Consider the following 25,172-nt stretch of genomic DNA (forward strand, 5'->3'; position numbering starts at 1 on the left):
CCACTCGCCGCCAGGTTGCCCCGCGCTGCCGTTCGACTTGCATGTGTAAAGCATGCCGCCAGCGTTCAATCTGAGCCAGGATCAAACTCTTCAGTTCAATCTCTGTTTGCGACACTTTCGTGTCATCCGCATTTCTGCGGAGTCGCTCACTCAAAATACTGACCGTCACTTCATTTCTGAAGCAACGTATTTCTTTTGCGTGAACATTTGATAATTTAAGCATTCAGCAACTACCGAAGCAGCTGCTGGCACTTCATCAAACGCCCACACTTATCGACTGTTGATTGTTAAAGAACTCGAATTCTGTACTGCCTTGCTGCGCTTGCGAATCGTTTTGTTCGTCAGCAGCAGAGAAGTGAGATTATGCAGTGTTTTGCTTAACTCGTCAACTTCATTTTGCGTCGCGCCGTGCGCGTCGTGGGCCTCATCGAATCTGTCGCAGCTGCTTTAAACAACCGGTCGTTTCCGACGAGGGAAAGAATGATACCAAGGCCGGAAGCCGTCCGCAAGGGCGTACAATGCCTATTTTTACCCGCCGCTCCTTTCCATTCTCCGTAACGTCATGACGATCCTGCTTTCCACCCTCAATGCCCGCTATGCCCACGCATCACTCGGGCTGCGCTACCTGCTGGCCAATATGGGGGCGCTGCAGGAGCGGACACAGCTGATGGAATTCGTCATCGGCGCCAAGACGACGGAAGTGGTCGAACGCCTGCTGGCGAAGGCGCCGCGCATCGTCGGCTTCGGCATCTATATATGGAACGTCGAGGAGACAACGAAGGTCGTCGCCATGCTCAAGCGCGTGGCGCCGGACGTGGTGGTGGTCCTGGGCGGTCCGGAAGTCTCGCACGAGACGAACGGCCAGGAGATCGTGCGCCTGGCCGACTACGTCGTCACCGGCTGGGGCGACATCACCTTTCCCAAGCTGTGCGGCGAGATCCTGGACGGCCCGAAGCCGCTGATGAAGGTGCATGCGGGCGTGCAGCCGCCCATGGCCGACATCGCCCTGCCCTACGCGCTATATAGTAACGAGGACATCGCCCACCGCACCATCTACGTGGAAGCCTCGCGCGGCTGCCCGTTCAAGTGCGAGTTCTGCCTGTCCTCGCTGGACAAGACGGCGTGGCCCTTCGGCCTCGACGCCTTTCTGGCCGAGATGGAAGACCTGTACCGGCGCGGCGCGCGCCTGTTCAAGTTCGTCGACCGCACGTTCAACCTGAACGTCAAGACGAGCCAGCGCATCATGCAGTTCTTCCTCGACAAGATCGCCGCCCACCCTGACGAACCGGTCTACGCCCACTTCGAGCTGGTGCCCGACCACCTGCCGGAAGCGTTGAAGGCGACGATCGCCCAGTTCCCGCCCGGCGCGCTGCAGTTCGAGATCGGCATCCAGAGCTTCAACCCCGAGGTGCAAGCCCTCGTCAGCCGGCGCCAGGACAATGCCAAGGCCGCGGCCAATATCCGCTGGCTGACGGAGCAATCGCACGCCCACCTGCACGTCGACCTGATCGCCGGCCTGCCGGGCGAGGACGTCGACAGCTTCGCGCGCGGCTTCGACCAGCTGGTGTCGCTGGGGCCGCACGAGATCCAGTTCGGCATCCTGAAGCGACTGCGCGGCACGCCGATCATCCGCCACACGGAAGGCTACGGCATGGTGTACGACCCCTACCCGCCCTATACCGTGCTGGCCACGGACCGCATCGACTTCGGCACGATGCAGCGCCTGGTGCGCTTCGCGCGCTACTGGGACCTGGTCGCCAACTCGGGCCGCTTCGTCAATACGACCCGGGCGATGCTGGCCGACAGCCCGTTCGCCAACTTCATGGCCTTCTCCGACTGGATCTACACGAAGACGGATGCGACCCACCGCATCGCCCTCGAACGCCTGGCCAAGCTGGTGCAGGAGTGGCTGCAGGTACGCGGCATGGCGCCCGAGGCCGCGGCTACGCTGGTCGCCAGCGACTATGCCGGCACTGCGCACAAGAGCGCGGCCCATGCGGGCGAGAAGCAAGCCGTCGCCCCCGAACGCCAGGTACGCCATCTTGCCGCCTGAGCGCTTTATGAACACGCCGCCGGTACGCTACCGTAGCGCCGGTGGCGGTCACCACGATTCTCTTTTACACTGCCGCAATGCGGATTGAAAATGCGCCAACATTAACCATCGAACATCCAGGGTCCGGCACGGGGCAATCCGTGGTGGCGCGCGGCGTATGGCAGGTGCACGCGCTGTCCAAGCGCGGCGCCCTCAAGAGCGTCAACGAGACGCTGGCCTCGCTCAAGGGCAGCACTGCGACCTGGGACCTGTCGGAAGTCGCCAGCATCGACCACATCGGCGCCCAGATGTTCTGGAATGCCTGGGGCAAGCGCCGCCCCGAGCACCTGACGCTCGACCCGCGCCAGGAAGAACTGTTCGCGCGCATCGAGAAGGCCAGCGGCATCGCGCTGCCGCGCACCCGCACCAGCCCGATGCAGGGCGTGATCCGCCTGGGCGGCGCCGTGCTGACCTTCTTCGAACACCTGAAGGGCTTCGTCACGCTGATCGGCCAGGTGGTGCAGGACGCCGGCCGCTTCATCCGCCACCCGCTCACGGGCCCGTGGCGCGAGGTCTCGGCCAATATCTACCACTCCGGCTTCCAGGCGCTGGGCATCACGGCGCTGGTGGGCTTCCTGATCGGCGTGGTGCTGTCCTACCTGTCCGCCCAGCAGCTGCGCATGTTCGGCGGCGACATCTACCTGGTCAACATCCTCGGCATGAGCGTGATCCGCGAGCTGGGGCCGATGCTGGCGGCGATCCTCGTCGCCGGCCGTTCCGGATCCTCGATCACGGCGCAGCTGGGCGTGATGCGGGTGACGGAGGAACTCGACGCCATGCTCGTGATGGGCATTTCGCACGGCTACCGCCTGATCCTGCCGAAAGTACTGGCCCTGGCGCTGGCCATGCCCCTGCTGGTCGTATGGACCGATGCCATGGCCCTGATCGGCGGCATGGTGTCGGCCAAGGTCGAGCTGGGCCTGTCGGCGCGCTACTTCCTGCAGAAGCTGCCGTCGGCCGTGCCGGTCGTGAACTACTGGATCGGCCTGGCCAAGGGCGTGGCGTTCGGCATGCTGATCGCGCTCGTCTCCTGCCACTTCGGCCTGCGCATCCAGCCGAACACGGAAAGCCTGGGCCGCGGTACCACGACGTCCGTGGTCACGGCGATCACGGTGGTGATCCTGGCCGACGCCGTGTTCGCGATCGTCTTCTCGGGAGTGGGCTTCTGATGGCGGACACCAAGAAGAACCGCGCTCCCCAGCGCCTGAACCGCAGGCCGGACGAGGACGTGGGCCCGCCCGTGGTCCAGATCCGCAAGCTGTGGACGCGCTTCGGCCGCACCGTCGTGCACCAGGACCTGAACCTGGACATCTATGCCGGCGAGATCCTGTCCATCGTCGGCGGTTCCGGCACCGGCAAGACCGTGCTGCTGCGCCAGATGCTGGGCCTGGAGCGCCCGTCCAGCGGCACCGTGCAGGTGTTCGGCGAGGACGTCAGCAGCGCTAGCCCGGAACAGCTGCAGCGCATGCGCAACCACTGGGGCATGCTGTTCCAGGAAGGCGCCCTGTATTCGGCCCTGACCGTGTTCGACAACATCGCGCTGCCGCTGCGCGAGCTGCGCGCCCTGCCCGAGGACGTGATCCGCGACGCCGTGCTGCTGAAGATGGACATGGTGGGCCTGGGCCCGGGCGACGCCAACAAGATGCCGTCGGACCTGTCGGGCGGCATGGTCAAGCGCGCCGCCCTGGCGCGCGCGCTGGCGCTCGAGCCGCAGCTGCTGTTCCTGGACGAGCCCACCGCCGGCCTCGATCCCGATTTATCGGACTCCTTCGTCTCGCTGATCCAGAGCCTGCACAGCGAACTGCGCCTGACCGTGGTGATGGTCACGCACGACCTGGACACGCTGTTCGCGCTGTCCTCGCGCATCGCCGTGCTGGCCGAGAAACACGTGATCGCGGTGGGACCGTCCTGCGACGTGCTGGCCGTCCAGCACCCGTTCATCCAACACTTTTTCCTGGGCCCGCGCGGCCAGCGCGCGCTCGAAGTGCTCGAAGAGCGCTATGCACGAAAGGAATCGGAAGACTGACATGGAAAACAGATCGCATGCCCTCATGACGGGCTTCTTCACGATCGCGCTGCTGGTGGCCGCCGTCCTGGTGGGCCTGTGGCTGAACCGCGACCGCACCGAGACCCATCCCTACGAGATCGTCACCACCCAGACCATCCCCGGCCTGAACCCGCAGGCGACGGTGCGCTACCGCGGCCTGGAGATCGGGCGCGTGGACGACATCGTGTTCGACCCGAGGGTGACGGGCCAGATCCTGATCAAGCTGTCGATCGACGAAGGCGCGCCCGTCACCACCACCACCTTCGCCACGCTGGGCTACCAGGGCGTGACCGGCATCGCCTTCATCCAGCTCGACGACGAGCGCACCGGCTCGCCGCTGCTGGCTAGCGACAACGGCAGCGTCAAGCGCATCCCGCTGCGTCCGGGCCTGCTGGACCAGCTGGAAAAGCGCGGCCTGGCGATCCTGGAGAAGACGGAACGCATCACCGAGCGCGTCAACGACGTGCTGAGCAAGGAGAACACGGACAAGCTGTCCGGCGCCATCGACAACATCGGCAAGGCCGCCGAAGCCTATGCCGCGATCCCGCAGCAGCTGCAGCCGACGCTGGCGCGCCTGCCCGCGCTGGAAGCGAAGTTCGACCAGACCATGGGCTCGGTGAAGGGCGCCGCCGACAGCATCCAGCACACCGCCAACAACTACAACCGCCTGGCCGACAGCCTGCAGGCGCCCGGCGGCCCCATCGAACGGGCCGCCACCGCCATCGATTCGCTGGGCGGCGTGACGTCCGACCTCGAACTGCACACGCTGCCGCACGTGGTCGAGATGGCCGACGAGGCCAAGACCTCGCTGCGCGCCGTGCGCCGCACCGTCAACGGCCTGGGCGACCGCCCGCAAAGCATCCTGTTCGGCGCGCCGACGCCGGAACCGGGCCCCGGCGAACCGGGCTTCGTGCCCCCGACCAAATGAGGAATTTCGTGACCCTGCATCCGACCTTCACCCGTGCCCTGATCGCCGGCGCCTGTGCCCTCGCCTTCGCCGGTTGCGCCTCGCAGAAGGGACAGCCGACCACCCAGTTCGACTTCGGCCCGGTTCCGGTTCCAGCTCCGGCCACGGCCGCGGCGCCGAATGGCGCGCCGAGCGCGGCGCTGGGGGCCATCGTCATCACCGACATCACCGGCTCGTCCGCGCTGGACAGCGAGCGCATGTTCTACCGCCTCAGCTACGCCGACCAGATGCAGGCGCGCACCTATGCCCACAGCCGCTGGACCGCGAACCCGCTGCAGCTCATGACCCAGCGCGTCAAGACGCGCATCGGCCAGTCCGGCGCCAAGGTGCTGTCGGAAACCGATGCCTCGCTCGGCATCCCGCTGCTGCGCATCGACGTCGACGAATTCATGCACGACTTCTCCAGCGCCACCCAGAGCAGCGGCCGGGTGGCCGTGCGTGCCTCGGTGTTCCGGGGCCATACGCTCGTCGACCAGCGCAGCTTCGTGCGCAGCACCCCGGCCAATAGCGCCGACGCGGCCGGCGGCGCGCGCGCCCTGGCCGCCAGCACCGACGCCGTCGCCGCCGACATCGTCGGCTGGCTCGGCACGCTCGGCGCCGCCGCCAACGCCGATACCAACGCCAACACCAACGTGCGCCGATGACCGAAGCGCAAGACGAGGCCGGCCACCCGCGCGCCTCTCCCGTGGCGCGCGCCACGCTGCTGGCCTACCTGCTGCTGATCGTCTACGCCAGCTGGTTCCCGTTTTCCGGCTGGCGCAACACGGGCCTGTCGCCGTTCACCTTCCTGAACCTGCAGCCGCAGCGCTACTGGACCGGCTTCGACGTCATGGTCAACATCGTCGGCTACATGCCGCTCGGCGCCCTGATCGTGCTGTCGCTGTACCCGGCCGTGCGCGGCGTGTGGGCGGTGCTGGTGGCGGGCATTGCCGGCATCCTCGTCTCCGGCACGATGGAAACGGTGCAGAACTACCTGCCCAGCCGGGTGCCGTCGAACCTCGACCTGTTGACCAATGCGGGCGGCTGCCTGGCCGGCGCCATCATCGGCGCCTGCTTCGCCCGCAGCCTGCTCGACCAGAGCCGCCTGTACCGGCTGCGGCGCCGCTGGTTCGCGGCGCACGCGAGCCAGGGCCTGGTGCTGGTGGCGCTGTGGCCGCTGGCCCAGGTCTACCCGCAAGGTTACCTGTTCGGCAACGGCCAGGTGCTGCCGCTGCTGTCCGAATGGCTGTCCGAGTGGCTCGACACGGACATCGACCTGGTCACCATGCTGCGCGGCGACACCATCATGACGGTGGAACAGTACTGGCTGTCCGAGACCATCATCACCGCCTGCGGCATGGCCGGCGCCGGCCTCGCGCTGCTGTGCCTGACGCGGCGCGGCGCCCCGAAGCTGTGGCTGATGCTGGCGCTGATGGCCGTGGGCGTCGTCGTCAAGACGCTGGCCACCTCGCTGTTCTTCTCGCCCGACAATGCGCTGGCCTGGCTCACGCCCGGCGCCGAAGGGGGCTTCCTGATCGGCCTGATCATGCTGGCCGGCCTGGCATTCGCGCCCCAGGTGGCGCAGCGGCGGCTGGCGGTGGTGACGCTGGTGCTGTCGCTCATCGTCGTCAATACGATCCCGGCCAACCCCTATTTCCTCTCCACGCTGCAGGCCTGGCAGCAGGGTAAATTCCTGAACTTCAACGGCGCCGCCCAGTTCCTCGGCATGGCCTGGCCCTTCATCGCGCTGTGGTTCCTGCTGCTGCCCTCGCACCGCCTGAACAGGAATTGAGCCGGGCGATAAAGCCTGTTTTAAGATCAAGCGCGTATGATGGTGGACGCACCGCATTCACCGGGAACCGAACATGAACGACGACAAACCCTTCTACGAACACCATGTGTTCTTCTGCACGAACGAACGCGAAGGCAAGGACGCCCGCCCCAGCTGCGGCAAGAGCTGCGCCGCGGACGCCATGAAGCATGCCAAGGACCGCATCAAGAAACTGGGCCTGTCCGGCCACGGCAAGGTCCGCATCAACAAGGCCGGCTGCCTCGATCGCTGCGAGGAAGGCCCGGTCGTCGTGATCTACCCGCAGGGCACCTGGTACACCTACGTCGACAACGAGGACATCGACGACATCATCGACCGCCATATCGTCAAGGGCGAAACCGTCGACCGGCTGAAGATCTGACATGAACAAGAACTCGCACAAGTTTTACCTGACCGGCCGCGCCGGCAAGATGGAATGCCTGCTCGACGAGCCCGAGGAAGGCACCCCGCGCGGCATCGCGCTGGTGGCGCACCCGCACCCGCTTTACGGCGGCACCATGGACAACAAGGTCGCGCAGACGCTGGCGCGCGCCTTCGTCGGCCTGGGCTACGTGACGGCGCGCTTCAACTTCCGCGGCGTGGGCGAATCGGAAGGCGTGTACGACGAGGGCCGCGGCGAGACGGACGACATGGAAATCATGTTCGACCACATGACGAGCGAATATCCCGGCCTGCCGGTGGCCCTGTCCGGCTTCTCGTTCGGCACCTTCGTCCAGGCCCAGCTGGCCCAGCGCCTGGCCGCCCAGGGCCGCGCACCCGAGCGCCTGGCGCTGGTGGGCACGGCGGCCGGCAAATGGCCGATGCCGGACGTCCCCGCCGACACCATCCTGATCCACGGCGAACTTGACGATACGATCACGTTGCAACAAGTCTTCGACTGGGCGCGCCCGCTCGACATCCCCGTCACCGTGATCCCCGGCGCCGACCACTTCTTCCACCGCAAGCTCGTGCACATTAAAAATCTTGTCGCACAACTGTGGAAGCGTGACATTTAGGCCCTGGCTCAGCCTATACTATTGGTCCGTCTTTTTCTTGGGCAACGCTAAAAGCCTCGCGAACCTGCTGCGTGTTGCATTTCCGACCTGTGATGCTCGCTGTACTAGCGTACAGCTGCGCGTCTCGGTCAGAATTGCCGCCACTCGCGACGGTTCACAAGGCTTTTAAAGCGTTGCCTGCGCGTTACCACCCTTCTGTTTACCTCGCTTGCAGCCAATGAAAAAGTTAATCGCGGCCGTCGCCGCCAGTGTCCTCCTGATGTCCGCCGCCAGCGCCCAGACCGTGCCGGCTCCGCAAATCGCCGCCCGCTCCTGGCTGCTGCTGGATGCCACCAGCGGCCAGATCATCGCGTCGCAGGATCCGGACGCCCGCATCGAACCGGCATCGCTGACCAAGGTCATGACGGCCTACGTCACCTTCCAGGCGATCCGCGACAAGAAGCTCACCCTCGACCAGATGGTCACCGTCTCCGTGCGCGCCTGGAAGGTCGACGGCAGCAGCTCGAAGATGTTCATCGACCCTGCCACCCCGGTCAAGGTGAACGACCTGCTGTACGGCCTGATGGTCCAGTCGGGCAACGACGCCGCGGTGGCGCTGGCCGAAGCGGTGGCCGGCGACGAAGGCACCTTCGTCACGCTGATGAACCGCGAAGCCCAGCGCCTGGGCATGAAGAACACCAAGTTCGCCAACCCGCACGGCCTGCCGTCGCCGGACAATTATTCGACCGCGCGCGACCTGTCGATGCTGGCTGCGCACGTGATCAAGGACTTCCCCGAGTTCTACAAGATCGACTCGGTCAAGGAATTCACCTATAACAAGATCAAGCAACAGAACCGCAACCGCCTGCTGTGGCTGGACCCGACCGTGGACGGCATGAAGACCGGCCACACCGAAGCCTCGGGCTACAGCATGATCGCCTCGGCGCACCGCCCGAACGGTCCGGCCGGCGAACGCCGCCTGATCTCGGTGCTGTCCGGCGCCACCTCCGATTCGCTGCGCACGGCGGAAAGCCAGAAGCTGCTGAACTGGGGCTACCAGAACTTCGACACCGTGCGCCTGTACGCCAAGGGCCAGGCCATCGCCACCCCGGAAATCTGGAAGGGCTCCAGCTCGACCGTCAAGATCGGCTTCCTGAACGACGTGCTGGTGACCGTGCCGAAGGGCGTGGCGCAGAAGATGAAGCCCGTCCTGGAACGCAAGGACCCGCTGGTCGCCCCGGTGGCGCGCGGCGCCCAGGTCGGCACGCTGAAGATGGTCGTCGACGGCAAGCCGCTGCTGGCGCTGCCGGTGGTGGCGCTGGATGAGGTGCAGGAAGCGAGCATCTTCGGCCGCGCCTGGGATTCGATGCGGCTCTGGATGAAGTAATCCTTTCCTTTATAACGCAACACCGAAACACCGTCGTTCCCGCGCAGGCGGGAACCCAAGTTCGAGCGTCACCGCGACGTCAGCTTAGGTTCCCGCCTCCGCGGGAACGACGTTTTTGGGCGTTGCGTTCGTTATAATTATCCGGTCCATTTTTGAAAGCACACCCATGACCCATCCCCTGCCCGCGAACCTGTCCTGCCCGCGCATCACGACCCGCAAGGAGGGCGGCCTGGCCCTGTCCCGCATCGTCGCCGGCATGTGGCGCATGGTCGAATGGAACATGACGGTGGAGCAGCGCGTCGCCTTCATCGAGCAGTGCATCGCCCTGGGGGTGACCTCGTTCGACCATGCCGACATCTACGGCAACTACGGCGTCGAAGGCCTGTTCGGCGAAGCGCTGCGCGCCCAGCCCTCGCTGCGCGACCGCATCGAGATCGTCAGCAAGTGCGGCATCAAGCTGTTGTCGAACAAGCGCCCGGACCACGCGATCCAGCACTACGACACGACCCGCGCGCACATCGTCGCCTCCGCCGAGGAATCGCTGCGCCAGCTGCACACCGACCGCCTCGACCTGCTGCTGATCCACCGTCCGGATCCGCTGATGGACTTCGACGAGATCGCCGAGGCCTTCGCGCACCTGCAGCAGTCGGGCAAGGTCAGGCACGTGGGCGTGTCGAACTTCAGCCGCCACCAGTTCGAGTCGCTCAACCGCCGCATCGCGCTGGCCACGAACCAGGTCGAATTCTCGCCGCTGCACGTGGCGCCGATGTTCGACGAGACCTTCGACGGCCTGCAGGACCTGGGCATCGCGCCGATGATCTGGTCGCCGCTGGCGGGTGGACGCCTGTTCAGCGCCAGCGACGCCAACGTCGAGCGCCTGCGCCTGGTGATCAAGGAGATCGCCGACCGCCTGCAGAAACCGTTCGCCAGCGTGGTCTTCGCCTGGATCATGCAGCTGCCTTCGCGCCCGCTCCCCCTGACGGGCAGCGGCCGCATCGAGGCGATCGCCGTGGCGGTGGCCGGCACCACGTTCCAGCTGTCGCGCACCGACTGGTTCGCCATCCTGCGCGCGGCGCGCGGCCACGAAGTCGCGTAAGCGCCGTCCCGCCATGCCCGACTCGCTCAAGATCGTCGAGGGACGCGCCCTGACGGCGCAGCAGAAGAAGGACTTGCTGAACCGCCTGGCGCGCGTCGAGGGCCAGCTGCGCGGCATCCAGAAGCTGGTGGCGCTGGCCGATGCGCCGGGGGACGTCGACGCGGTCGCCCAGCAGATGGCGGCGGCGCGGAAGGCGCTGGACCGCTCCTTCGTGCAGCTGCTGGCCGGCAGCATCGTCACCCATACGGAGCAGGCGGCCGACGTCGAGGAAGCGAAGCAGAGCGCGCAGCATCTGGCCGCGCTGCTCGACAAATTCGTTTGAGCGTCATCGGTAGGCATGGCGGGCATGTACCGTTTGCCGGCATCCGATCTACAGGGTCGGCGCCATGTGCCCACCACCGCCGCATGATCAATCGACGGCTTCGTCGTCGTACACCTTGGGCGGCGGAATCTTCGTCCAGCCGCCCTGCCAGGCGATATTGAGCAGCAGCGTCGCGCCGATGTAGAACACGAAGAACAGCGCGAAGAAGCGCGTCTGCAGCAGCGCCAGCAGCACCACGCCCACGCCCAGCACGATGAAGGTGGCCTTCGATTTCGGCTGCTTGGAGCTGGGGAAGCGGATCGTCGACACCATCAGCGTGCCCACGGCCACCATCAGCAGCATCACCAGGAAGGCCTGCGTCATGCTCGCCACCGGATCCGGCCATGCCACCACCACCGAGGCCACGCAGGCGGCGCCCGCCGTGATGGGCATGCCGGTGAAGTAGCGCGGATCCGTCTTGCCCACCATGACGTTGAAGCGCGCGAGGCGCAGCGCGCCGCAGGCGACGAACACGAAGCAGGCCAGGCCGCCCATGCGCACCAGGGTCGGATGCGCGGTGCCCATCTGCGCGAAGCCGTAGCAGTACAGCAGCAGGCCCGGGGCGCAGCCGAAGTTCATCACGTCGGCGATCGAATCGAGCTGCACGCCGAACGCGGACTGGGTATTGGTGGCGCGCGCCACCATGCCGTCGAGCGCATCGAACACGCCGGCCAGCACCAGCAGGATCGCCGCCAGGCGGTAGTCGGCCGGATCGCCAACCGGCGCGTTGTCGACCGAGATCACGATACTGCCGAAGCCGCAGGCGATCGACAGCAGGGTGACGAAACTGGGCAGGGCGAACTTGGCGCGGGCGAGGCGCTGCTGGCGGGTAGGCTTCAAATGAATGCTCGGCGAGACGAAATAATGGCTTATTTTACATGCACTTACGTGCGCACAGCATTTGACCGGACAGCCGCCGCCGTTCCTTGATTTGCCCTAGAATGGGAGCTCTTTGACCAGGTATGTACGGATTGGAGTGAGATGATGAGAAGATTGCATCGCGCGAAGAGCATCGCGGCCGCCTGTATCGCCGCCTGGGCGCTGGTCGCCTGTGGCGGCGGCAGCGACAACGACGTCACCGGCAATGCGGGTGGCGTCAGCGGTACCAGCACGCCGGCAACGAATACGGGATTCTCCGGCCAGGACGCTTCCGCGCCTGCCGTCACCAATAATATTGCCACCGATGGCCTGAACTGGATCAATTACCGCCGCGCGCAGGTCGGGATGTCCGCGCTTGCCCGCAATAGCCTGATCGACAACGCCGCCCAGGGCCACTCCGATTACCAGCGCATCAACAACAACGTGACGCATGAGCAGACGGCGGGCCGCCAGGGCTTTACCGGCGTGAACCTGCAGGACCGGCTGGCCGCGGCGAACTACGTGCTGCGGCCCTCGAATGCGATCGGCGAAGTGATTTCGGCCGCCAACAAGGGAACCGGCTTCTATATGGCGGAAGAATTGATCACGGCGATCTACCACCGCTTCGTGATCTTCGAACCCGTGTTCAAGGAAGCCGGCGCCGGCGCCGCCACCACGTCGGCCGGCTACAGCTACTTTACGGCCGACTTCGCGGCCAGCAACGGTTTCGGTCCGGGCCTGGCGGCCGGCTCGCTCGCCGTGTGGCCCGTCAACGGCCAGACCCAGGTGCCGCCGAATTTCTTCAGCAACTACGAGGAACCGGATCCGGTCCCGGACCTCAACGAAGTCGGCTATCCCGTCAGCGTGCACACGAACCTGACGCGCAAGCTGACGGTCCGCAGCTTCACGATGCGCGCGCGCGGCGCCACGGCCGACCTGTCGACGCGCCTGCTGGTCAAGGGCCAGGACGCGAACACGACCACGGACTCGGCAGCCGCCATCGTCCCGCTGGCGCCGCTGGCCGCACGTACCACCTATGACGTCACGTTCAACGGGGCCATCGACGGCACCGCAGTCAGTCGCACCTGGTCGTTCACGACCAAGTAAACTGTCTACATGACTACCTCTTCAGCACAGCCGGCCGTCGATCCCGCCCTCCCCGCCGTCGACCATGCCGGCGGCATCGCCCGCCTGATGGGCGACGCTGCCCTGTTCGGCCGCGTGCTCGGGCGTTTCCGCAACGAATACCGCCAGGCCGCGAACGGCATCCGCGAAGCGCTGGATGCCGGCGACCTCGTACTGGCACAGCGTCGCACCCATACGCTGAAGGGTGCGGCCGGCATGATCGAGGCGGTGCCGCTGCGGCGCCAGGCGCAGGACCTGGAGCAGTTGCTGCGTGCCGGCGGCGGCGACCCGTATGCGGCGCTGGCGCGGCTGCATGCCGAACTCGACCGTGTGCTGGCCGAGCTCGATACGCTGGCCGGCGCCCTGCCGGAACGACGCAGCCTGCCCGCCGGGTTGGGCGATGCACTGCCCGCCCCTGCACCGGCAGCCCAGGACCATGCGCTGGAACGGTTGATGGCCCTGCTCGACGAGGGCAATGGCGATGCGGTCGACCTGGTACGCGAGGACGAGGCGGCATTGACGGCGCGCCTGGGGTCTCCGGCTTATCTGAAGGTGGCGGAAGCGATCGAGTGCTTCGACTTCGACGGCGCGCTGGACATGCTGCGCCGGCACCAGGCGACGCGCTGAACGATCGGTGTGCGGACGGCCGGGCCGGCCGCGATCAGCGGGTATATTCCGCTTCTTCGTCGAAGGAAGTGGCGCAACTCTTGCCGCAGAAACGGCGTACGCTGTCGAGCGGCTTGTCGCAATACCAGCAGGCCCCTTTCGGCGGCAGGCTCAGGCGGGCCGGAACGGCAGCTGCCGATGCGGCGGCAACCGACGCAGCGACCGATGCAGCAACGAGCGGCTCGGGCACGCCCTGGTCCGGAAAACTTTCCTGTGTCGTTTCCAAGATTTCCCCCTTAGTCGCACGTCAGCCGCACGTCGGTAGCGCTGAGATTACTTTAGTGGAACACCGTGTGCATGAGAAAGCGCAACACCAATTGCGCATTGCATGCTCCGTTGCGAAGCAAGCCCACGATACTCGCTAAAATCATCCGCGCCAACCGAAATGGGAGGTCCAACTGCCGGAAATAATAGCAGTAATAACAAGGCGGGGCTGGACCATTCAATCGTGTGGGCAGCGCCGTGTCGGATTTGCGACGCCGCCCCTGCCGAAGGGTCAGCGCACCGGTTCGAGGGTGACGAACAAGGCGCCCGGGGCCGTTTCCAGGCGGGTCGGGACGAACTGCACGCCGGCATAGCGCAAGTCCTCGGGACGGAAGGAATACACGGGGCAGGTCGCGCACCAGCTGGTTCACGAGCAGGTCGGCCGCGCGCTCCAGGTCGCGTGCCCGGCCGCCTTCCATGCCGGCGATCTCGAAGCGGTCGACGTGGGTGTCCTGCATGAACACGGCGTTGCGCGGCGCGTCCAGCACCAGGTGGCCGGACACCGCCAGCGTGCCGTTCCACGACTGGCGCACGAAGGGCGGCGCCACCGACACATCGAGCGTCAGGGCGACGCGGTCCGTCTCCGGCTGGATGGCCAGGCGCGGCTGGGTGAGGCGCACGTCGAACAATTCGAGGAGGCGATTGTTCAGCGGGAAGCGTCGCGCCAGTCCCGCCTGCAGGCGCGATTGCGACAGTTCCACGCGGCGCGGGCCGACGATGCTGGCGCAGGAAGTCAGCAAGCCGACGACCGCCATTGCACCCGCCGTTTTCAGAAAATCGCGCCGCACGATGCCCTTCCCTTCCATGACCGCTCCCGTATCCGTTGACGGGGCAAGCCTAGCACATCGGCAGCGCGCAAGAGCTTACAGCAGCGCGCCGCCCGAGGCTTCGATGCGCTGGCCCGTGATCCAGCCATTGTCCGGGGCCAGCAGCGCCGCGGCGGCGGCGCCGATATCGTCCGGCAGGCCGACACGGCCCAGCGCCGTGAGCGACGCCACGCGGCGGTTGACTTCCGGGTTGTCGCGCACCATGCCGCCGCTGAAATCCGTCGCGATGGCGCCCGGCGCCAGCACGTTGACGCGGATGCCGCGTGCGGCCAGCTCGGCCGCCTGGTAGCGCGTCAGCACCTCCACCGCGCCCTTGGCGGCGCCATACACGGCCGAACCGGGATAAGTGAAGCGCGCCAGGCCGCTGGAAATGTTCAGGATGCGGCCGCCGTCGTTCAGCAGCGGCGCCAGCGCCTGGGTCAGGAACACGGGCGCCTTGAAGTGCACGGCGACGGTGGCGTCGAACTGTGCTTCCGTCACCTCCGCCAGCGGCACGTGCAGGCTCGTTCCTGCATTGTTGACGAGGATGTCGAAGCGCTCGCGCTGCCAGCCGGCGAGCACCTCGCGGACCCTGGCGGCAAAGGCGGGGAAGCCGCGGCTATCGGCCACGTCCAGCTGCAGCACGGCGGCGCGGCGGCCGAGCGCCTCGATCTCGCCGGCCGTCTGCCTGGCGGCCTCTTCGTTGCCGTGGTAAGTGAACACGATGTCGGTGCCGGCGCGCGCCAGGTGCAGCGCCATGCTGCGGCCCAGGCCGCGGCTGCCGCCGGTGATGAGTGCGATGCGATTGCTCATGATGGACTCCTTGGTTGAATGAGCCCAGTATATTTTTCAGGATTCGGACAATAAACCGGCTGTGACTGCATGCACCTTGCAGGATTCACGCATAATCTACCCATGGACGAACTCGACAACATCCAGGTATTCCTGAAGGTGGCGGAGCTGGACAGCTTCAGCGGCGCCGCCCGCCAGCTCGGCTTGCCGAATGCAACGGTGTCGGCGGCCGTGCGCCGGCTGGAGCAGAACCTGGGCGTACGCCTGCTGCAAAGGACGACGCGGCGCGTGCAGATGACGCAGGAAGGAGAAGCCTTCTATGCCCGCAGCCGCGCGCTGCTGTGCGAATTCGAAGACATGCGCACCATGTTCCGCCAGGGCGCGGACAGCCTCACGGGCCGGCTGCGCGTCGACATGTCGGTCGGCATGGCCGTCAGCGTCGTGCTGCCGCGCCTTGGCGAATTCCTGGCCCGCCATCCGCGGCTGCAGGTGGACCTGGGCACGGCCGACCGCCGCGTCGACATCGTCCGCGAAGGCTACGACTGCGTGCTGCGCGCCGGCCCGCTGGCCGATTCCAGCCTGGTGGCGCGTCCGCTGGGCAGCTACCGCATGATCAACTGCGCGGCGCCGGCCTACCTGGCGCGCCACGGCACGCCGCGGGCGCTGGAAGACCTGCCCCATCACCGCATCGTGCACTACGACGCGCAACTCGCAGGCAGCAGCCCTGGCTGGGAATGGTTCGACGGCCGCGCCACGCAGGTAGCGCCGGTGGGCGCCGTGCTGACGGTGAACGGCACGGCCGCCTATGCCGCCGCCTGCCGCGAAGGACTGGGCCTCGCCCAGATCCCGGAAGCGGGCGTGCGCGACCAGCTGCAGGCCGGCCTGCTGGTCGAGGTGATGCCGGACTTCCGCCCGGCGCCGATGCCCGTCTCCTTCGTCTACCCGAGCCGGCGCCACGTGCCGGCGCGGGCGGTCGCGTTCATGGACTGGGTGGCGGGGCTGCTGGCGCCGTGGCTGGAGCCGCCGGCCGCCCAGTAGCCCAGTAGCTCAGTAGAAGTACGGCGTCTTCTTCGCCCACTCGCTCTTCGGATAGCGCTTGTGCAGCAGGTTGAAGGCCTTGCGCGACAACGTCTTGGCATCGTCGTCGAGGCAGCCGCCGCGCGTCGACTGGACCACCACGTGCAGCAGCCAGGGCAGCTCCGGATCCTTCGGATGGCTGTCGGCCCAGGCCAGCACGTCGTCGCCCAGCGTGCCGGTGGCCGTCTTCATGGGTGCGAGGCGCGCCAGTTCCGTGCGCGCGGCACCCGCATCGCCGGCCGGCGGGGGCGGTGGCAGGCGCCACACGAAGCGCGGTTCCCCGAATGGCTGTTCAGGCTTGAACGAACACCACATCGACGCGGTCGCTTCGTCCGCTGCCACGCGCTCGACCTTGGCGCTGTCCATGCTCGCGTCGGCGGACAGGCCGAAAGCGGCTCCCGCCACCAGCACAGCGTGGCGCCGTTCGGCGGGCGACGGCGCCTGCGCGTAGCGCTGCGCGGCCGGCGCGACGGCCGGCACCAGGCCCGCCAGCAACGCCGCCGCCTGCCTTCCCTCTTCCTGGCGGTCGAGCAGGCCGGCGCGGATCCAGGCGGCGCCGGCGATGCGCGCGCGCAGCGGCGCGGGCAGTGCTTCGATGCGCGCCAGCTCGACCAGGTCGGCCAGCGCCAGGTTGCGGTTGATCCAGGCCAGGCCATCGTCGTTGAGCATGTCCTCCTTGGGACGTTCTCCTTCCGGCACGTAGTAGTCGACGTTCGTGCGCAGCAGGTAGCCGGCCGCGTCGCGCACGGACGTGGCGGCGGCGAAGCGTTCCTCGCGCAGCAGGTTGCGCGTGGCCGGCGACAGCGTGCGCTGGAGGACGCCGTCGGCGACGGCCCGCGCCTGCTCACGCTTGCCCTGCAGGCGGAGCAGGCGCGCCAGGTGATAGCGCACGGTGGCCCAGGCCGGGTCGTCGGCGCCCACGGCCAACGCCGCCTTTTCCACTTCTGGCGTCATGGCCGTGGACAGCATCAGCACGGCCACCAGCCAGGGGCCGCGTTGGGCCCGCGGCGCATGCTGCCAGCGCTCCAGCGCATGCGCGGCCTGGGCATCGCAGGTTTCCTGTCTGCCGCATGCCTGCACGGTCTCGATCCAGTCGGCATACGCGTGGGCGGCGCGCTGGTCCGGGTGCTTGCCGTCCATGAGCACCGACCAGTCGCCCAGGCGGTCGAGCGCATACGGATCGTTGCGCGGATCGTCCAGGTAACGGGCCAGTTCCTCCAGGCGGCTTTCCGGCGTGAGCGCGGCGCGCATCGAGCGCAGCAGCGCACGCGTGGGCTCGTGCATGGCCGCGAGCGCGGCATCGGCCAGGATGGCCTCGCCGCGTTGCTCGAGCGCGCGCGCCTGGCGTTCGCGCTGCCCGGGCGGCTCGTCCACGGCAGCGGCGACGGCGCGCCGCACTTCGGAGCGCAGCGCCAGGTAGGCGCCCAGCGACTGCATCGGATGGCCCTTCGTCGCACCGATGCGTTCGAACAGCGCCGTGCTCTCCGCATAATACTCGCCCTGGAACTGCCACGCGGCGCGCTGGTAGTCGCGCAGCATCCGCCAGTACGCGGGTTCCGAGGCGGGCAGCGGCTGCGGCGGCGCGATCTCCGGCTGCTTGTCCTCGCGCCACGCATAGCGCGCATCCTCGGCCTGCTGGCAGGCTTCGCTCACCTGGTATTGCGCGCGCAGCCAGCCGTCCACGCGCGCCTTGGTCGCGTCCGGGCGTGCCGCCAGCGTCGCGAACGTCGCGCGTGCGAATACGCGCGCGGGGACGGGACAGGCGTCGATCCTGTTGCGTGCCGCCCAGTCGTCGGGCTTCAGGCCCAGCACGGCGGCGGTGCGCAGGGTGAAGTCGTCGTTCCCGCTGCTGGCCGCGCCGTCAGTTCCGCCATCACTTCGGCCATCGCTCCAGCCGTTGCCGAAGGCGCTGCCGTCGGCGCGCGCCAGGCCCTGCGCCGTGCCCGGCCGGCGGGCGATCTCCGGCCCCAGCATGATGGCGCGCCAGGCCGTGTACAGGTAGACCCGGCGCATGCCTGGCTGCAGCACGCCCAGCTCGCCGGCCTGGAAGCGCGCCAGGGGAATGTCCGGCTTGGTGTAGGCCTTGAACATCGTGTAGGCGGGACCGTAGTCACCGCTGGCCAGCACGCCGCCGGCACACAACAGGGCCGCAGCGGCGGCGAACATGCGTTTCATCGTGAATCCTTCCATCCTCGTTCGTCGAACCAGTAGGTGCGCCGGTAGCGTGCCGCCACGGCGGGCGCGAACGCTTCCTGGCGCGAAAAGCCGGCGCTGCCGGCGCGGCACAGCGGGTGCAGCACGCCCGGGCGGTCCGCCACGATGGCGCGCAGCGGCGCATTGTCCCGTCCCATGCGGAAAAACATCGGCACCACCTCGTCGGCCGCCAGCCCGTCCAGCCAGGCCGGCGCGCGGCACCACCATGCGAGCGCCGTGACGCTGAAGCGCATGTCACGCGGCAGCCTGGCGCGTATCTCCGCCACCAGCGCGCGGTAGTCCTCGCGCTGCGACGGCCGCGCTTCCAGGTCCAGCTGCACCCAGCCGGACGTCGACGCGCGCGCGGCGCGGTCCAGCGCCGCCAGGATCGCGGGTCGTGCGGCACGCAGGCCGGCGGGCGGATGCAGCTGGTCGATCTCGACGTGCACGACGGGAATCACGCGCGTGTCCGGCGGCAGGCTGCGCGGCCGCGCCCCGGGACGCACCAGTACCTTGTCGCCGGCCAGCCAGACGTGGCGGTCGACGACGGCAACCGCCGCGCGCGAGAAAGCAGGGAGGGGAGCATCCTTCCACAGCCAGGCGATGGCGTCGGGAGGGGGAATGGCGGTGGCGGGCAAGGTCGTGGCGTGTGATGACGGCACGCCTATGGTAGCAAGCTTTGCATGGCGCAAAGCTCACGAAAAATTACGGACTTGGATACGTCGTCCCCGCGCAGGCGGGGACGACGGCAGATACGCTATTTACCGATACAGAACCGGCTGAAGATCACCCCCAGCAAATCATCCGGCGTGAACTGCCCCGTAATGCTGGACAGCTGGTCCTGCGCCAGCCTGAGCTCCTCGGCGAACAAATCGAGCGACTGGTCGTCCTGGGCCGCGTGCAGTTCCGCCAGGTGCAGGTGAGCGCGCGCGGCGCGCAGCGCCACCAGGTGGCGTTCGCGCGCCAGGTACAGCGACTCGCCCGTCTGCTGCCAGCCGGCGATGCGCAGCAGTTCCGCGCGCAGCAGCTCGATGCCGATCTTCTCGTGGGCGGACAGGTAGATGTGGGTGGCGTCCGCGCTCTGGTCGACGCTGGGCTTGTGGCCCGACAGGTCGATCTTGTTCCAGATGCGCACGACGGGCACGCCGGCCGGGAAGGCGGCGACGATCTCCTCGTCTGCCCTGGCCGGGCCCAGGTTGGCGTCGAGCAGGTGCAGGATCACGTCGGCCTTGCCGACCTCTCCCCAGGTGCGCTCGATGCCGATGCGCTCGACCACGTCGATGCCCTCGTCGATGGCGCGGATGCCGGCCGTGTCGATGATGTTCAGCGGGATGCCTTCGACCTGGATCGTTTCGCTGACCTTGTCGCGCGTGGTGCCGGCGATCGGCGTGACGATGGCGACGTCGGAACCGGCCAGCGCGTTCAGCAGCGAGGACTTGCCCACATTGGGCTGGCCCACCAGCACGACGTTCAGGCCCTCGCGCAGCAGCGCGCCCTGCGCCGCCTGGCGGAACACGGCGTCCAGCGCCTCCACGATGCCTTTCAGCTGGCCGCGCGCATTCGATTTTTCCAGGAAGTCGATCTCCTCTTCCGGGAAGTCGAGCGTCGCCTCGACCAGCATGCGCAGGTTGATGGTCTTGTCGACCAGCTCGTGCACGACCTTCGAGAACGCGCCGGACAGCGATTGCGAGGCGGACTTCGCGGCCGCTTCGGTCGAGGCGTCGATCAGGTCGGCGACGGCTTCGGCCTGGGCCAGGTCGAGCTTGTCGTTCAGGAAGGCGCGACGCGTGAATTCGCCCGGTTCCGCGAGGCGCAGGCCGAGCTCCGCACCCGCTTCCAGCACGCGCGCGAGCAGCATGCGCAGCACGACGGGGCCGCCGTGGCCCTGCAGTTCCAGCACGTCCTCGCCCGTATAGGAGTGCGGTCCCTTGAAGTACAGGGCCAGGCCTTCGTCGAGGATGGTGCCGTCCGCCGACTTGAACGGGAGGTAGGTGGCGTGGCGCGGGGCGAGCTTCGTGCCGGGGAACAGGGCGTCGACCAGGGGAGCGAGCGCTTTTCCGGAGGCGCGCACGACGCCGATGCCGCCGCGGCCGGGGGCGGTGGCGATGGCGGCGATGGGGGAGGTGTCGAGTTTCATGAGCAGATTTTAGTCGATTACGCCGTCGCCCCTGCGCAGGCAGGGGTCCAATTTTTACGCGCTGCGACGGCGCTGGCGAAATTGGGTCCCTGCCTGCGCAGGGACGACGGTCATGTGTTCCGTGTCGTCGTCAATAAAAAAGCCCGTGCAAGCACGGGCTTCTTCAGCGACGCGGCACCGTCTTACTTGGGCGCGTACTTCTTGGTGATGACGTACTGCTGCGCCATCGAGATCAGGTTGTTGACCACCCAGTACAGCACCAGGCCGGACGGGAAGAACAGGAACACGACCGAGAACGCCAGCGGCATGAACAGCATCATCTTGGCCTGCACCGGATCGGCCGGCTGCGGGTTCAGCTTCTGGGTCACGAACATCGAGATCGCGTACAGGATCGGCAGGATGAAGTACGGGTCCGGCGCGGTCAGGTCGTGGATCCACAGCACCCACGGGGCGCCGCGCATCTCGACGGAGGCCAGCAGCACCCAGTACAGGGCCAGGAACACGGGCATCTGCACCAGGATCGGCAGGCAGCCGCCCAGCGGGTTGATCTTCTCGGACTTGTACAGCTCCATCGTGGCCTGCTGCATCTTGACCGGATCGTTCTTGAAGCGTTCGCGGATCGCCTGCATCTTCGGGGTCACGGTGCGCATCTTGGCCATGCTGCGGTAGCCGGCCGCGGACAGCGGGAAGAACAGCAGCTTGATCAGGATAGTCAGGGCGATGATGGTCCAGCCCCAGTTACCGGTCAGCTGGTGCAGGTGGTCCATGGTCCAGAAAATCGGCTTGGCGATGATCGCCGCCCAGCCATAGTCGCGCACCAGGTCCAGGCCCGGGGTCACGCCTTCGAGGATCTTCTGCACTTGCGGGCCCGAATACAGGCGGGTCGCGTTCGACACGGTGGCGCCCGGCGCGACGGTGCCCAGCGGCAGGGTCTCGCCGATCGCGAACAGGTTGTTGCCCAGGTTCTTCGTGTAGATGTCGCGCGGGAGCTTGTCCGGGGCGATGAAGGCCGAGACGAAGAAGTGCTGCGAGATCGCGATCCAGCCGTCGGTGGCCTTGGTCGTGTGCTCGGCGCTGCCCTTGGCGATCTTCTCGAAGGTCAGCTTCTCGTAGTGGTTCTGCGAGGTCCACAGGGTCGGGCCCGTGTAGCTGCTGTTGAAGAAGCTGTCGCCTTCCGGCTTGCTGCCGTCGTGCTGCAGCTGCAGGTACAGCGACGGGGCGACCGGTGCCTGGGTCAGGTTGGTCACGTCATGGCGCACGTCGATCACGTAGTCGTTGCGCTTGAACGTGAAGGTCTTGGTCAGGCGCACGCCGCCCTGCTCCGCATCCAGCACCACCTGCACCTGGTTGTTGTTGTCCAGCGTGCGCACGCCCGGACGGACGGTGAACGGCGTATTGTGGTTTGGCAGCACGCCGGCCGGGCTGGCGCCCGTCAGGCCGGTCTGGGCCAGGTAGACGCGCGGACCGTTCTGCTGGAACAGCAGCTGGTTCTTCGTCGGGTCCAGCTTGTCGCGGTACTGCAGCAGCTCGAGGCGGCGGATCACGCCGCCGGCAGTGTCGATGTCGGCCTTGTAGACGTCGGTGGTGACGGTGACGATCTGGGTCTGGACCGGGGCGCCCGGCGCGGCTGCGCCCGGGGCCTGGCCCGGCACGGTCGACGGCGCGGTGGCGGCGGACGGCAGATCATTGACCTTGGCCGGAGTCGGGGCGGTGGCGACTTTCGCCGGAGGCGCCGCCGAGAACATCGACTGCTTGCCGTTGGCCACCATCCAGTCGTTCCACAGGACGACCAGCGAGACGGCGAACACGATCCACAGGATGGTACGTTTATTGATTTCCATTGGTCTTATTCAGGAATGCTTGCAACCGCAAGCGGTTGGCGGGGATTGCTCCCCAGGACGAGGCACCAGGTCGACGCCGCCGTCGTTCCATGGGTGGCAACGGCAGACCCGGCGCAGGGCCAGCCAGCTGCCGCGTGCGGCGCCATGGAGTTGGACGGCTTCGACCGCGTAGTTCGAGCAGGTCGGAAAGAAACGGCAGTTCTGTCCGAGCATCGGAGACACCATCAATTGGTAACCGCGCAACAGCCAGACGAGCAGCCGGTTCATGATTGTCCCGGCTGGTCTGGTGATGGCGCGGCAGGCGCCGCACCGGCCGGCTTGCGCGCACGCGGCAGCTGCGACGCGAACAGGCGCGCCAGCTCGGCATGCAGCAAGGTCTTCAGGGCCGTATTGGTGGCCGGACCGGCCTTGCTGTTGACGGGGCGCGCCAGGCGCACGATGCAGTCCAGGCCGGGCAACGGCGTGGTGCGGAACAGTTCGCGCGTGATGCGCTTGATGGTGTTGCGCGTGACCGCGCGCGGTGCGAAACGTTTGGCCGCGACGACGCCCAGCCGCGCATGAGGCAGGGCATTCGGTCGGGTGTAGAGCACGAAATGCGCGGTTTTTTGCGCAGGGCGCAAACGAAAAACGGATGAAAACTCATCCGTTTTTACGATACGCCGAACGCGCGCGAAGTCGTGCGAACCTTCGCCAGTCATGGGCTGACCGCGATCGACAAGCGGCTTTGCCGGCTTAGACAGCCAGGCGCTTGCGGCCCTTGGCGCGGCGAGCGTTCAGGACTTGGCGGCCGCCACGGGTAGCCATGCGTGCGCGGAAGCCGTGCGTGCGCTTGCGACGGACGACGGAAGGTTGGTAAGTACGTTTCATGGTGGTCTCGCTTAAAGCAAATTAGAATGCAAATCGGGCTGCGCTCGCTTTCGAGGCAGCGTTACGCCAATGACATTTCGCAGTTGTTAAGCCAGCGTCACGCCACAGCAGAGCTTGTCGCCCATGCGCGTGATATCGATTTGATACTGCGTGCGGGCGGGGAACCCTGAATTAGACCCTATTCCACGCTTGACTGTCAAGGAAGCCGTTGTGCCAACACAGCAAGGCCGGACGCCAGGCTGTTGAAATTACAGTGGAAAAATCGTGTCGCGCCTGTGGATAACTTTCGAGAACACAGGTAAAATAGAGTGTTACGCTTAACTTAGTCGATGTATGGATAACTTCTGGCAGACCTGTTCCAAGCAATTGGAACTCGAGCTGACGCCGCAGCAATTTACCGCGTGGATTAAACCGCTGGTCGCCCTGGATTACGAGGACGGCAAGCTGCGCGTTGCCGCGCCCAACCGGTTCAAGCTCGACTGGGTCAAGACGCAATTCGCCAGCCGTATCACGGAACTGGCTTCCCAATACTGGGAGCGCCCGGTCGACGTGCAGTTCGTGCTCGACCCGAAATTGACGGCCGCCCGCAAGCCGGTCGCCGCCGCGCCGGCCCCTGCCCCGTCGATGCCGTCCCCGGGCGGCTTCAACGGCAGCGGCGCGCTGGGCATCAATGCCGCGGCCGACACGACGATCCCGGCCACCCCGGTCGTCACCCCGGACAACGTCATCGCCAACAATCCGCGCCGCGAGCAGAGCCGCGTGAACCCGGACCTGACGTTCGAGAACTTCGTGACCGGTAAGGCCAACCAGCTGGCGCGCGCCGCCGCGATCCAGGTGGCCAACAACCCGGGCGTGTCGTACAACCCGCTGTTCTTCTACGGCGGCGTCGGCCTCGGTAAGACCCATCTGATCCATGCGATCGGCAACCAGGTCATGGCCGACCAGCCAGGCGCGCGCATCCGCTACATCCACGCCGAGCAGTACGTGCGCGACGTGGTGACCGCCTACCAGCGCAAGGGCTTCGACGACTTCAAGCATTACTACCACTCGCTGGACATGCTGCTGATCGACGATATCCAGTTCTTCGGCGGCAAGAGCCGCACGCAGGAAGAGTTCTTCTATGCGTTCGAAGCGCTGATCGCGGCCAAGAAGCAGATCATCATCACGTCGGATACCTATCCGAAAGAGATCACGGGCATGGACGACCGCCTGATCTCGCGCTTCGACTCGGGCCTGACGGTCGCGATCGAACCGCCGGAACTGGAAATGCGCGTGGCGATCCTCATGAAGAAGGCGGAATCGGAAGGCGTGGTACTGAACGACGACGTGGCCTTCTTCGTGGCCAAGCACCTGCGTTCGAACGTGCGCGAGCTGGAAGGCGCGCTGCGCAAGATCCTGGCCTACTCCCGCTTCCACGGCAAGGACATCACCATCGACGTGGTGAAGGAAGCGCTGAAGGATTTATTGTCGGTGCAGAACCGCCAGATTTCCGTGGAAAACATCCAGAAGACGGTCGCCGACTTCTTCAATATCAAGGTCGCCGACATGTATTCGAAGCGCCGCCCCGCGAACATCGCGCGGCCGCGCCAGATCGCCATGTACCTGGCGAAGGAACTGACGCAGAAGAGCCTGCCGGAGATCGGCGAGCTGTTCGGCGGCCGCGATCACACGACCGTGCTCCATGCGGTGCGCAAGATCGCGCAGGACCGCGCCAAGAACGCCGAGTGCAACCACGAGCTGCACGTGCTGGAACAGACGTTGAAGGGCTGAGATCGGAGCGGAAAAACCATTCTGCTCCACGGTTGGAAAAGG

Annotated in this window: 26 protein-coding genes and 1 rRNA gene; 15 read left to right on the forward strand and 12 right to left on the reverse strand. The window is 66.6% G+C overall.

All coding sequences use genetic code 11. The annotated features are described in order from the left end of the window. Window positions 1-97, reverse strand: a 16S ribosomal RNA gene (locus ACI1V7_RS14700); the annotation flags it as partial. 465 nt (window positions 98-562) lie between these two features. On the opposite strand from ACI1V7_RS14700, the gene ACI1V7_RS14705 reads away from it, so the two are divergent. The 11 genes from ACI1V7_RS14705 (at window position 563) to ACI1V7_RS14755 (ending at window position 10,695) form a co-directional block, all read left to right on the forward strand. Beyond that, a complete protein-coding gene (locus ACI1V7_RS14705) occupies window positions 563-2,053 on the forward strand; it encodes a B12-binding domain-containing radical SAM protein (protein WP_404532537.1) in 1,491 nt (496 codons plus the stop codon). Window positions 2,054-2,130: 77 nt separating this feature from the next. Next, window positions 2,131-3,261 carry an MlaE family ABC transporter permease gene (locus ACI1V7_RS14710; RefSeq protein ID WP_404532538.1) on the forward strand — a complete coding sequence of 377 codons (1,131 nt, stop codon included), beginning with the start codon at window positions 2,131-2,133 and terminating at the stop codon, window positions 3,259-3,261. Then, window positions 3,261-4,118 carry an ABC transporter ATP-binding protein gene (locus ACI1V7_RS14715; protein WP_404532539.1) on the forward strand — a complete coding sequence of 286 codons (858 nt, stop codon included), beginning with the start codon at window positions 3,261-3,263 and terminating at the stop codon, window positions 4,116-4,118. The genes ACI1V7_RS14710 and ACI1V7_RS14715 overlap by 1 nt, the downstream gene beginning before the upstream one ends. 1 nt (window position 4,119) lies before the next feature. Beyond that, entirely contained in the window at window positions 4,120-5,067 is a 948-nt protein-coding gene (locus tag ACI1V7_RS14720; protein WP_404532540.1) for an MlaD family protein, read from the forward strand. An 8-nt stretch (window positions 5,068-5,075) separates the two neighbouring features. Further along, window positions 5,076-5,750, forward strand: coding sequence for an ABC-type transport auxiliary lipoprotein family protein (locus ACI1V7_RS14725; RefSeq protein WP_404532541.1), 675 nt, complete (start codon window positions 5,076-5,078; stop codon window positions 5,748-5,750). Continuing rightward, window positions 5,747-6,877, forward strand: a complete 1,131-nt coding sequence (locus ACI1V7_RS14730) for a VanZ family protein (protein ID WP_404532542.1) — start codon at window positions 5,747-5,749, stop codon at window positions 6,875-6,877. The genes ACI1V7_RS14725 and ACI1V7_RS14730 overlap by 4 nt, the downstream gene beginning before the upstream one ends. A gap of 73 nt (window positions 6,878-6,950) precedes the next feature. After that, window positions 6,951-7,277, forward strand: coding sequence for a (2Fe-2S) ferredoxin domain-containing protein (locus ACI1V7_RS14735; protein ID WP_404532543.1), 327 nt, complete (start codon window positions 6,951-6,953; stop codon window positions 7,275-7,277). A 1-nt stretch (window position 7,278) separates the two neighbouring features. Then, entirely contained in the window at window positions 7,279-7,911 is a 633-nt protein-coding gene (locus ACI1V7_RS14740) for an alpha/beta hydrolase (protein ID WP_404532544.1), read from the forward strand. Window positions 7,912-8,128: 217 nt separating this feature from the next. Next, window positions 8,129-9,277 (forward strand): D-alanyl-D-alanine carboxypeptidase family protein, encoded by a 1,149-nt coding sequence (locus tag ACI1V7_RS14745; protein WP_404532545.1) that lies wholly within the window; start codon window positions 8,129-8,131, stop codon window positions 9,275-9,277. A gap of 166 nt (window positions 9,278-9,443) precedes the next feature. After that, on the forward strand, window positions 9,444-10,373 hold the full coding sequence (locus ACI1V7_RS14750; RefSeq protein ID WP_404532546.1) for an aldo/keto reductase: 930 nt from the start codon (window positions 9,444-9,446) through the stop codon (window positions 10,371-10,373). Window positions 10,374-10,386: 13 nt separating this feature from the next. Further along, window positions 10,387-10,695 (forward strand): metal-sensitive transcriptional regulator, encoded by a 309-nt coding sequence (locus ACI1V7_RS14755; RefSeq protein ID WP_404532547.1) that lies wholly within the window; start codon window positions 10,387-10,389, stop codon window positions 10,693-10,695. 87 nt (window positions 10,696-10,782) lie between these two features. Here ACI1V7_RS14755 and pssA read toward each other — a convergent pair whose 3' ends face one another. After that, the gene (gene pssA / locus ACI1V7_RS14760) at window positions 10,783-11,574 is read right to left on the reverse strand and encodes a CDP-diacylglycerol--serine O-phosphatidyltransferase (RefSeq protein ID WP_404532548.1); all 792 of its coding nucleotides are present in this window, start codon (window positions 11,572-11,574) and stop codon (window positions 10,783-10,785) included. Window positions 11,575-11,718: 144 nt separating this feature from the next. Here pssA and ACI1V7_RS14765 point away from each other — a divergent pair, with 144 nt between their 5' ends. After that, complete coding sequence (locus ACI1V7_RS14765) at window positions 11,719-12,699, forward strand: CAP domain-containing protein (RefSeq protein ID WP_404532549.1); 981 nt, start codon at window positions 11,719-11,721, stop codon at window positions 12,697-12,699. 9 nt (window positions 12,700-12,708) lie between these two features. Continuing rightward, the gene (locus ACI1V7_RS14770) at window positions 12,709-13,344 is read left to right on the forward strand and encodes an Hpt domain-containing protein (protein ID WP_404532550.1); all 636 of its coding nucleotides are present in this window, start codon (window positions 12,709-12,711) and stop codon (window positions 13,342-13,344) included. A gap of 34 nt (window positions 13,345-13,378) precedes the next feature. Here the strand turns inward: ACI1V7_RS14770 and ACI1V7_RS14775 are convergent, their stop codons facing one another. From ACI1V7_RS14775 to ACI1V7_RS14785, 3 genes are read right to left on the reverse strand one after another with little or no spacing between them, the layout of a single operon-like run. Next, window positions 13,379-13,609, reverse strand: a complete 231-nt coding sequence (locus tag ACI1V7_RS14775) for a hypothetical protein (protein WP_404532551.1) — start codon at window positions 13,607-13,609, stop codon at window positions 13,379-13,381. A gap of 52 nt (window positions 13,610-13,661) precedes the next feature. Beyond that, the gene (locus ACI1V7_RS14780; RefSeq protein WP_404532552.1) at window positions 13,662-14,453 is read right to left on the reverse strand and encodes a twin-arginine translocation signal domain-containing protein; all 792 of its coding nucleotides are present in this window, start codon (window positions 14,451-14,453) and stop codon (window positions 13,662-13,664) included. Window positions 14,454-14,510: 57 nt separating this feature from the next. Further along, a complete protein-coding gene (locus ACI1V7_RS14785; protein ID WP_404532553.1) occupies window positions 14,511-15,266 on the reverse strand; it encodes an SDR family NAD(P)-dependent oxidoreductase in 756 nt (251 codons plus the stop codon). A gap of 102 nt (window positions 15,267-15,368) precedes the next feature. Here ACI1V7_RS14785 and ACI1V7_RS14790 point away from each other — a divergent pair, with 102 nt between their 5' ends. Continuing rightward, on the forward strand, window positions 15,369-16,283 hold the full coding sequence (locus ACI1V7_RS14790) for a LysR family transcriptional regulator (protein ID WP_404532554.1): 915 nt from the start codon (window positions 15,369-15,371) through the stop codon (window positions 16,281-16,283). A 9-nt stretch (window positions 16,284-16,292) separates the two neighbouring features. Here ACI1V7_RS14790 and ACI1V7_RS14795 read toward each other — a convergent pair whose 3' ends face one another. The 7 genes from ACI1V7_RS14795 to rpmH all read right to left on the reverse strand — a co-directional run bounded on the left by ACI1V7_RS14795 (window position 16,293) and on the right by rpmH (window position 23,360). Next, window positions 16,293-18,497 (reverse strand): hypothetical protein, encoded by a 2,205-nt coding sequence (locus ACI1V7_RS14795; RefSeq protein WP_404532555.1) that lies wholly within the window; start codon window positions 18,495-18,497, stop codon window positions 16,293-16,295. After that, window positions 18,494-19,153, reverse strand: coding sequence for a hypothetical protein (locus ACI1V7_RS14800; protein ID WP_404532556.1), 660 nt, complete (start codon window positions 19,151-19,153; stop codon window positions 18,494-18,496). The genes ACI1V7_RS14795 and ACI1V7_RS14800 overlap by 4 nt, the downstream gene beginning before the upstream one ends. A gap of 119 nt (window positions 19,154-19,272) precedes the next feature. Next, on the reverse strand, window positions 19,273-20,652 hold the full coding sequence (mnmE, locus tag ACI1V7_RS14805; RefSeq protein WP_404532557.1) for a tRNA uridine-5-carboxymethylaminomethyl(34) synthesis GTPase MnmE: 1,380 nt from the start codon (window positions 20,650-20,652) through the stop codon (window positions 19,273-19,275). 182 nt (window positions 20,653-20,834) lie between these two features. Next, window positions 20,835-22,493, reverse strand: coding sequence for a membrane protein insertase YidC (yidC, locus tag ACI1V7_RS14810; RefSeq protein WP_404532558.1), 1,659 nt, complete (start codon window positions 22,491-22,493; stop codon window positions 20,835-20,837). A 9-nt stretch (window positions 22,494-22,502) separates the two neighbouring features. Next, window positions 22,503-22,760, reverse strand: coding sequence for a membrane protein insertion efficiency factor YidD (gene yidD, locus ACI1V7_RS14815; protein ID WP_404532559.1), 258 nt, complete (start codon window positions 22,758-22,760; stop codon window positions 22,503-22,505). Next, on the reverse strand, window positions 22,757-23,191 hold the full coding sequence (gene rnpA, locus ACI1V7_RS14820) for a ribonuclease P protein component (RefSeq protein ID WP_404532560.1): 435 nt from the start codon (window positions 23,189-23,191) through the stop codon (window positions 22,757-22,759). Before rnpA ends, yidD begins: the two co-directional genes overlap by 4 nt. Before the next feature lie 34 nt (window positions 23,192-23,225). Then, the gene (gene rpmH, locus ACI1V7_RS14825) at window positions 23,226-23,360 is read right to left on the reverse strand and encodes a 50S ribosomal protein L34 (RefSeq protein ID WP_040378179.1); all 135 of its coding nucleotides are present in this window, start codon (window positions 23,358-23,360) and stop codon (window positions 23,226-23,228) included. A gap of 333 nt (window positions 23,361-23,693) precedes the next feature. Between rpmH and dnaA the strand changes: the two genes are divergently transcribed. Continuing rightward, entirely contained in the window at window positions 23,694-25,130 is a 1,437-nt protein-coding gene (gene dnaA / locus ACI1V7_RS14830; RefSeq protein WP_404532561.1) for a chromosomal replication initiator protein DnaA, read from the forward strand. Window positions 25,131-25,172 lie beyond the last annotated feature (42 nt).

The sequence above is a fragment of the Massilia paldalensis genome (assembly GCF_044901715.1).
GTDB lineage: Bacteria > Pseudomonadota > Gammaproteobacteria > Burkholderiales > Burkholderiaceae_D > Telluria > Telluria paldalensis.

Bases quoted from the DNA above. Each gene is read 5' to 3' on its own strand.
- ACI1V7_RS14705 (WP_404532537.1), top strand. From the start codon at position 563: ATGACGATCCTGCTTTCCACCCTCAATGCCCGCTATGCCCACGCATCA.
- ACI1V7_RS14710 (WP_404532538.1), top strand. From the start codon at position 2,131: ATGCGGATTGAAAATGCGCCAACATTAACCATCGAACATCCAGGGTCC.
- ACI1V7_RS14715 (WP_404532539.1), top strand. From the start codon at position 3,261: ATGGCGGACACCAAGAAGAACCGCGCTCCCCAGCGCCTGAACCGCAGG.
- ACI1V7_RS14720 (WP_404532540.1), top strand. From the start codon at position 4,120: ATGGAAAACAGATCGCATGCCCTCATGACGGGCTTCTTCACGATCGCG.
- ACI1V7_RS14730 (WP_404532542.1), top strand. From the start codon at position 5,747: ATGACCGAAGCGCAAGACGAGGCCGGCCACCCGCGCGCCTCTCCCGTG.
- ACI1V7_RS14735 (WP_404532543.1), top strand. From the start codon at position 6,951: ATGAACGACGACAAACCCTTCTACGAACACCATGTGTTCTTCTGCACG.
- ACI1V7_RS14740 (WP_404532544.1), top strand. From the start codon at position 7,279: ATGAACAAGAACTCGCACAAGTTTTACCTGACCGGCCGCGCCGGCAAG.
- ACI1V7_RS14745 (WP_404532545.1), top strand. From the start codon at position 8,129: ATGAAAAAGTTAATCGCGGCCGTCGCCGCCAGTGTCCTCCTGATGTCC.
- ACI1V7_RS14750 (WP_404532546.1), top strand. From the start codon at position 9,444: ATGACCCATCCCCTGCCCGCGAACCTGTCCTGCCCGCGCATCACGACC.
- ACI1V7_RS14755 (WP_404532547.1), top strand. From the start codon at position 10,387: ATGCCCGACTCGCTCAAGATCGTCGAGGGACGCGCCCTGACGGCGCAG.
- ACI1V7_RS14765 (WP_404532549.1), top strand. From the start codon at position 11,719: ATGAGAAGATTGCATCGCGCGAAGAGCATCGCGGCCGCCTGTATCGCC.
- ACI1V7_RS14770 (WP_404532550.1), top strand. From the start codon at position 12,709: ATGACTACCTCTTCAGCACAGCCGGCCGTCGATCCCGCCCTCCCCGCC.
- ACI1V7_RS14780 (WP_404532552.1), bottom strand. From the start codon at position 14,453: ATGGAAGGGAAGGGCATCGTGCGGCGCGATTTTCTGAAAACGGCGGGT.
- ACI1V7_RS14785 (WP_404532553.1), bottom strand. From the start codon at position 15,266: ATGAGCAATCGCATCGCACTCATCACCGGCGGCAGCCGCGGCCTGGGC.
- ACI1V7_RS14790 (WP_404532554.1), top strand. From the start codon at position 15,369: ATGGACGAACTCGACAACATCCAGGTATTCCTGAAGGTGGCGGAGCTG.
- ACI1V7_RS14795 (WP_404532555.1), bottom strand. From the start codon at position 18,497: ATGAAACGCATGTTCGCCGCCGCTGCGGCCCTGTTGTGTGCCGGCGGC.
- mnmE (WP_404532557.1), bottom strand. From the start codon at position 20,652: ATGAAACTCGACACCTCCCCCATCGCCGCCATCGCCACCGCCCCCGGC.
- yidC (WP_404532558.1), bottom strand. From the start codon at position 22,493: ATGGAAATCAATAAACGTACCATCCTGTGGATCGTGTTCGCCGTCTCG.
- yidD (WP_404532559.1), bottom strand. From the start codon at position 22,760: ATGAACCGGCTGCTCGTCTGGCTGTTGCGCGGTTACCAATTGATGGTG.
- rnpA (WP_404532560.1), bottom strand. From the start codon at position 23,191: ATGACTGGCGAAGGTTCGCACGACTTCGCGCGCGTTCGGCGTATCGTA.
- rpmH (WP_040378179.1), bottom strand. From the start codon at position 23,360: ATGAAACGTACTTACCAACCTTCCGTCGTCCGTCGCAAGCGCACGCAC.
- dnaA (WP_404532561.1), top strand. From the start codon at position 23,694: ATGGATAACTTCTGGCAGACCTGTTCCAAGCAATTGGAACTCGAGCTG.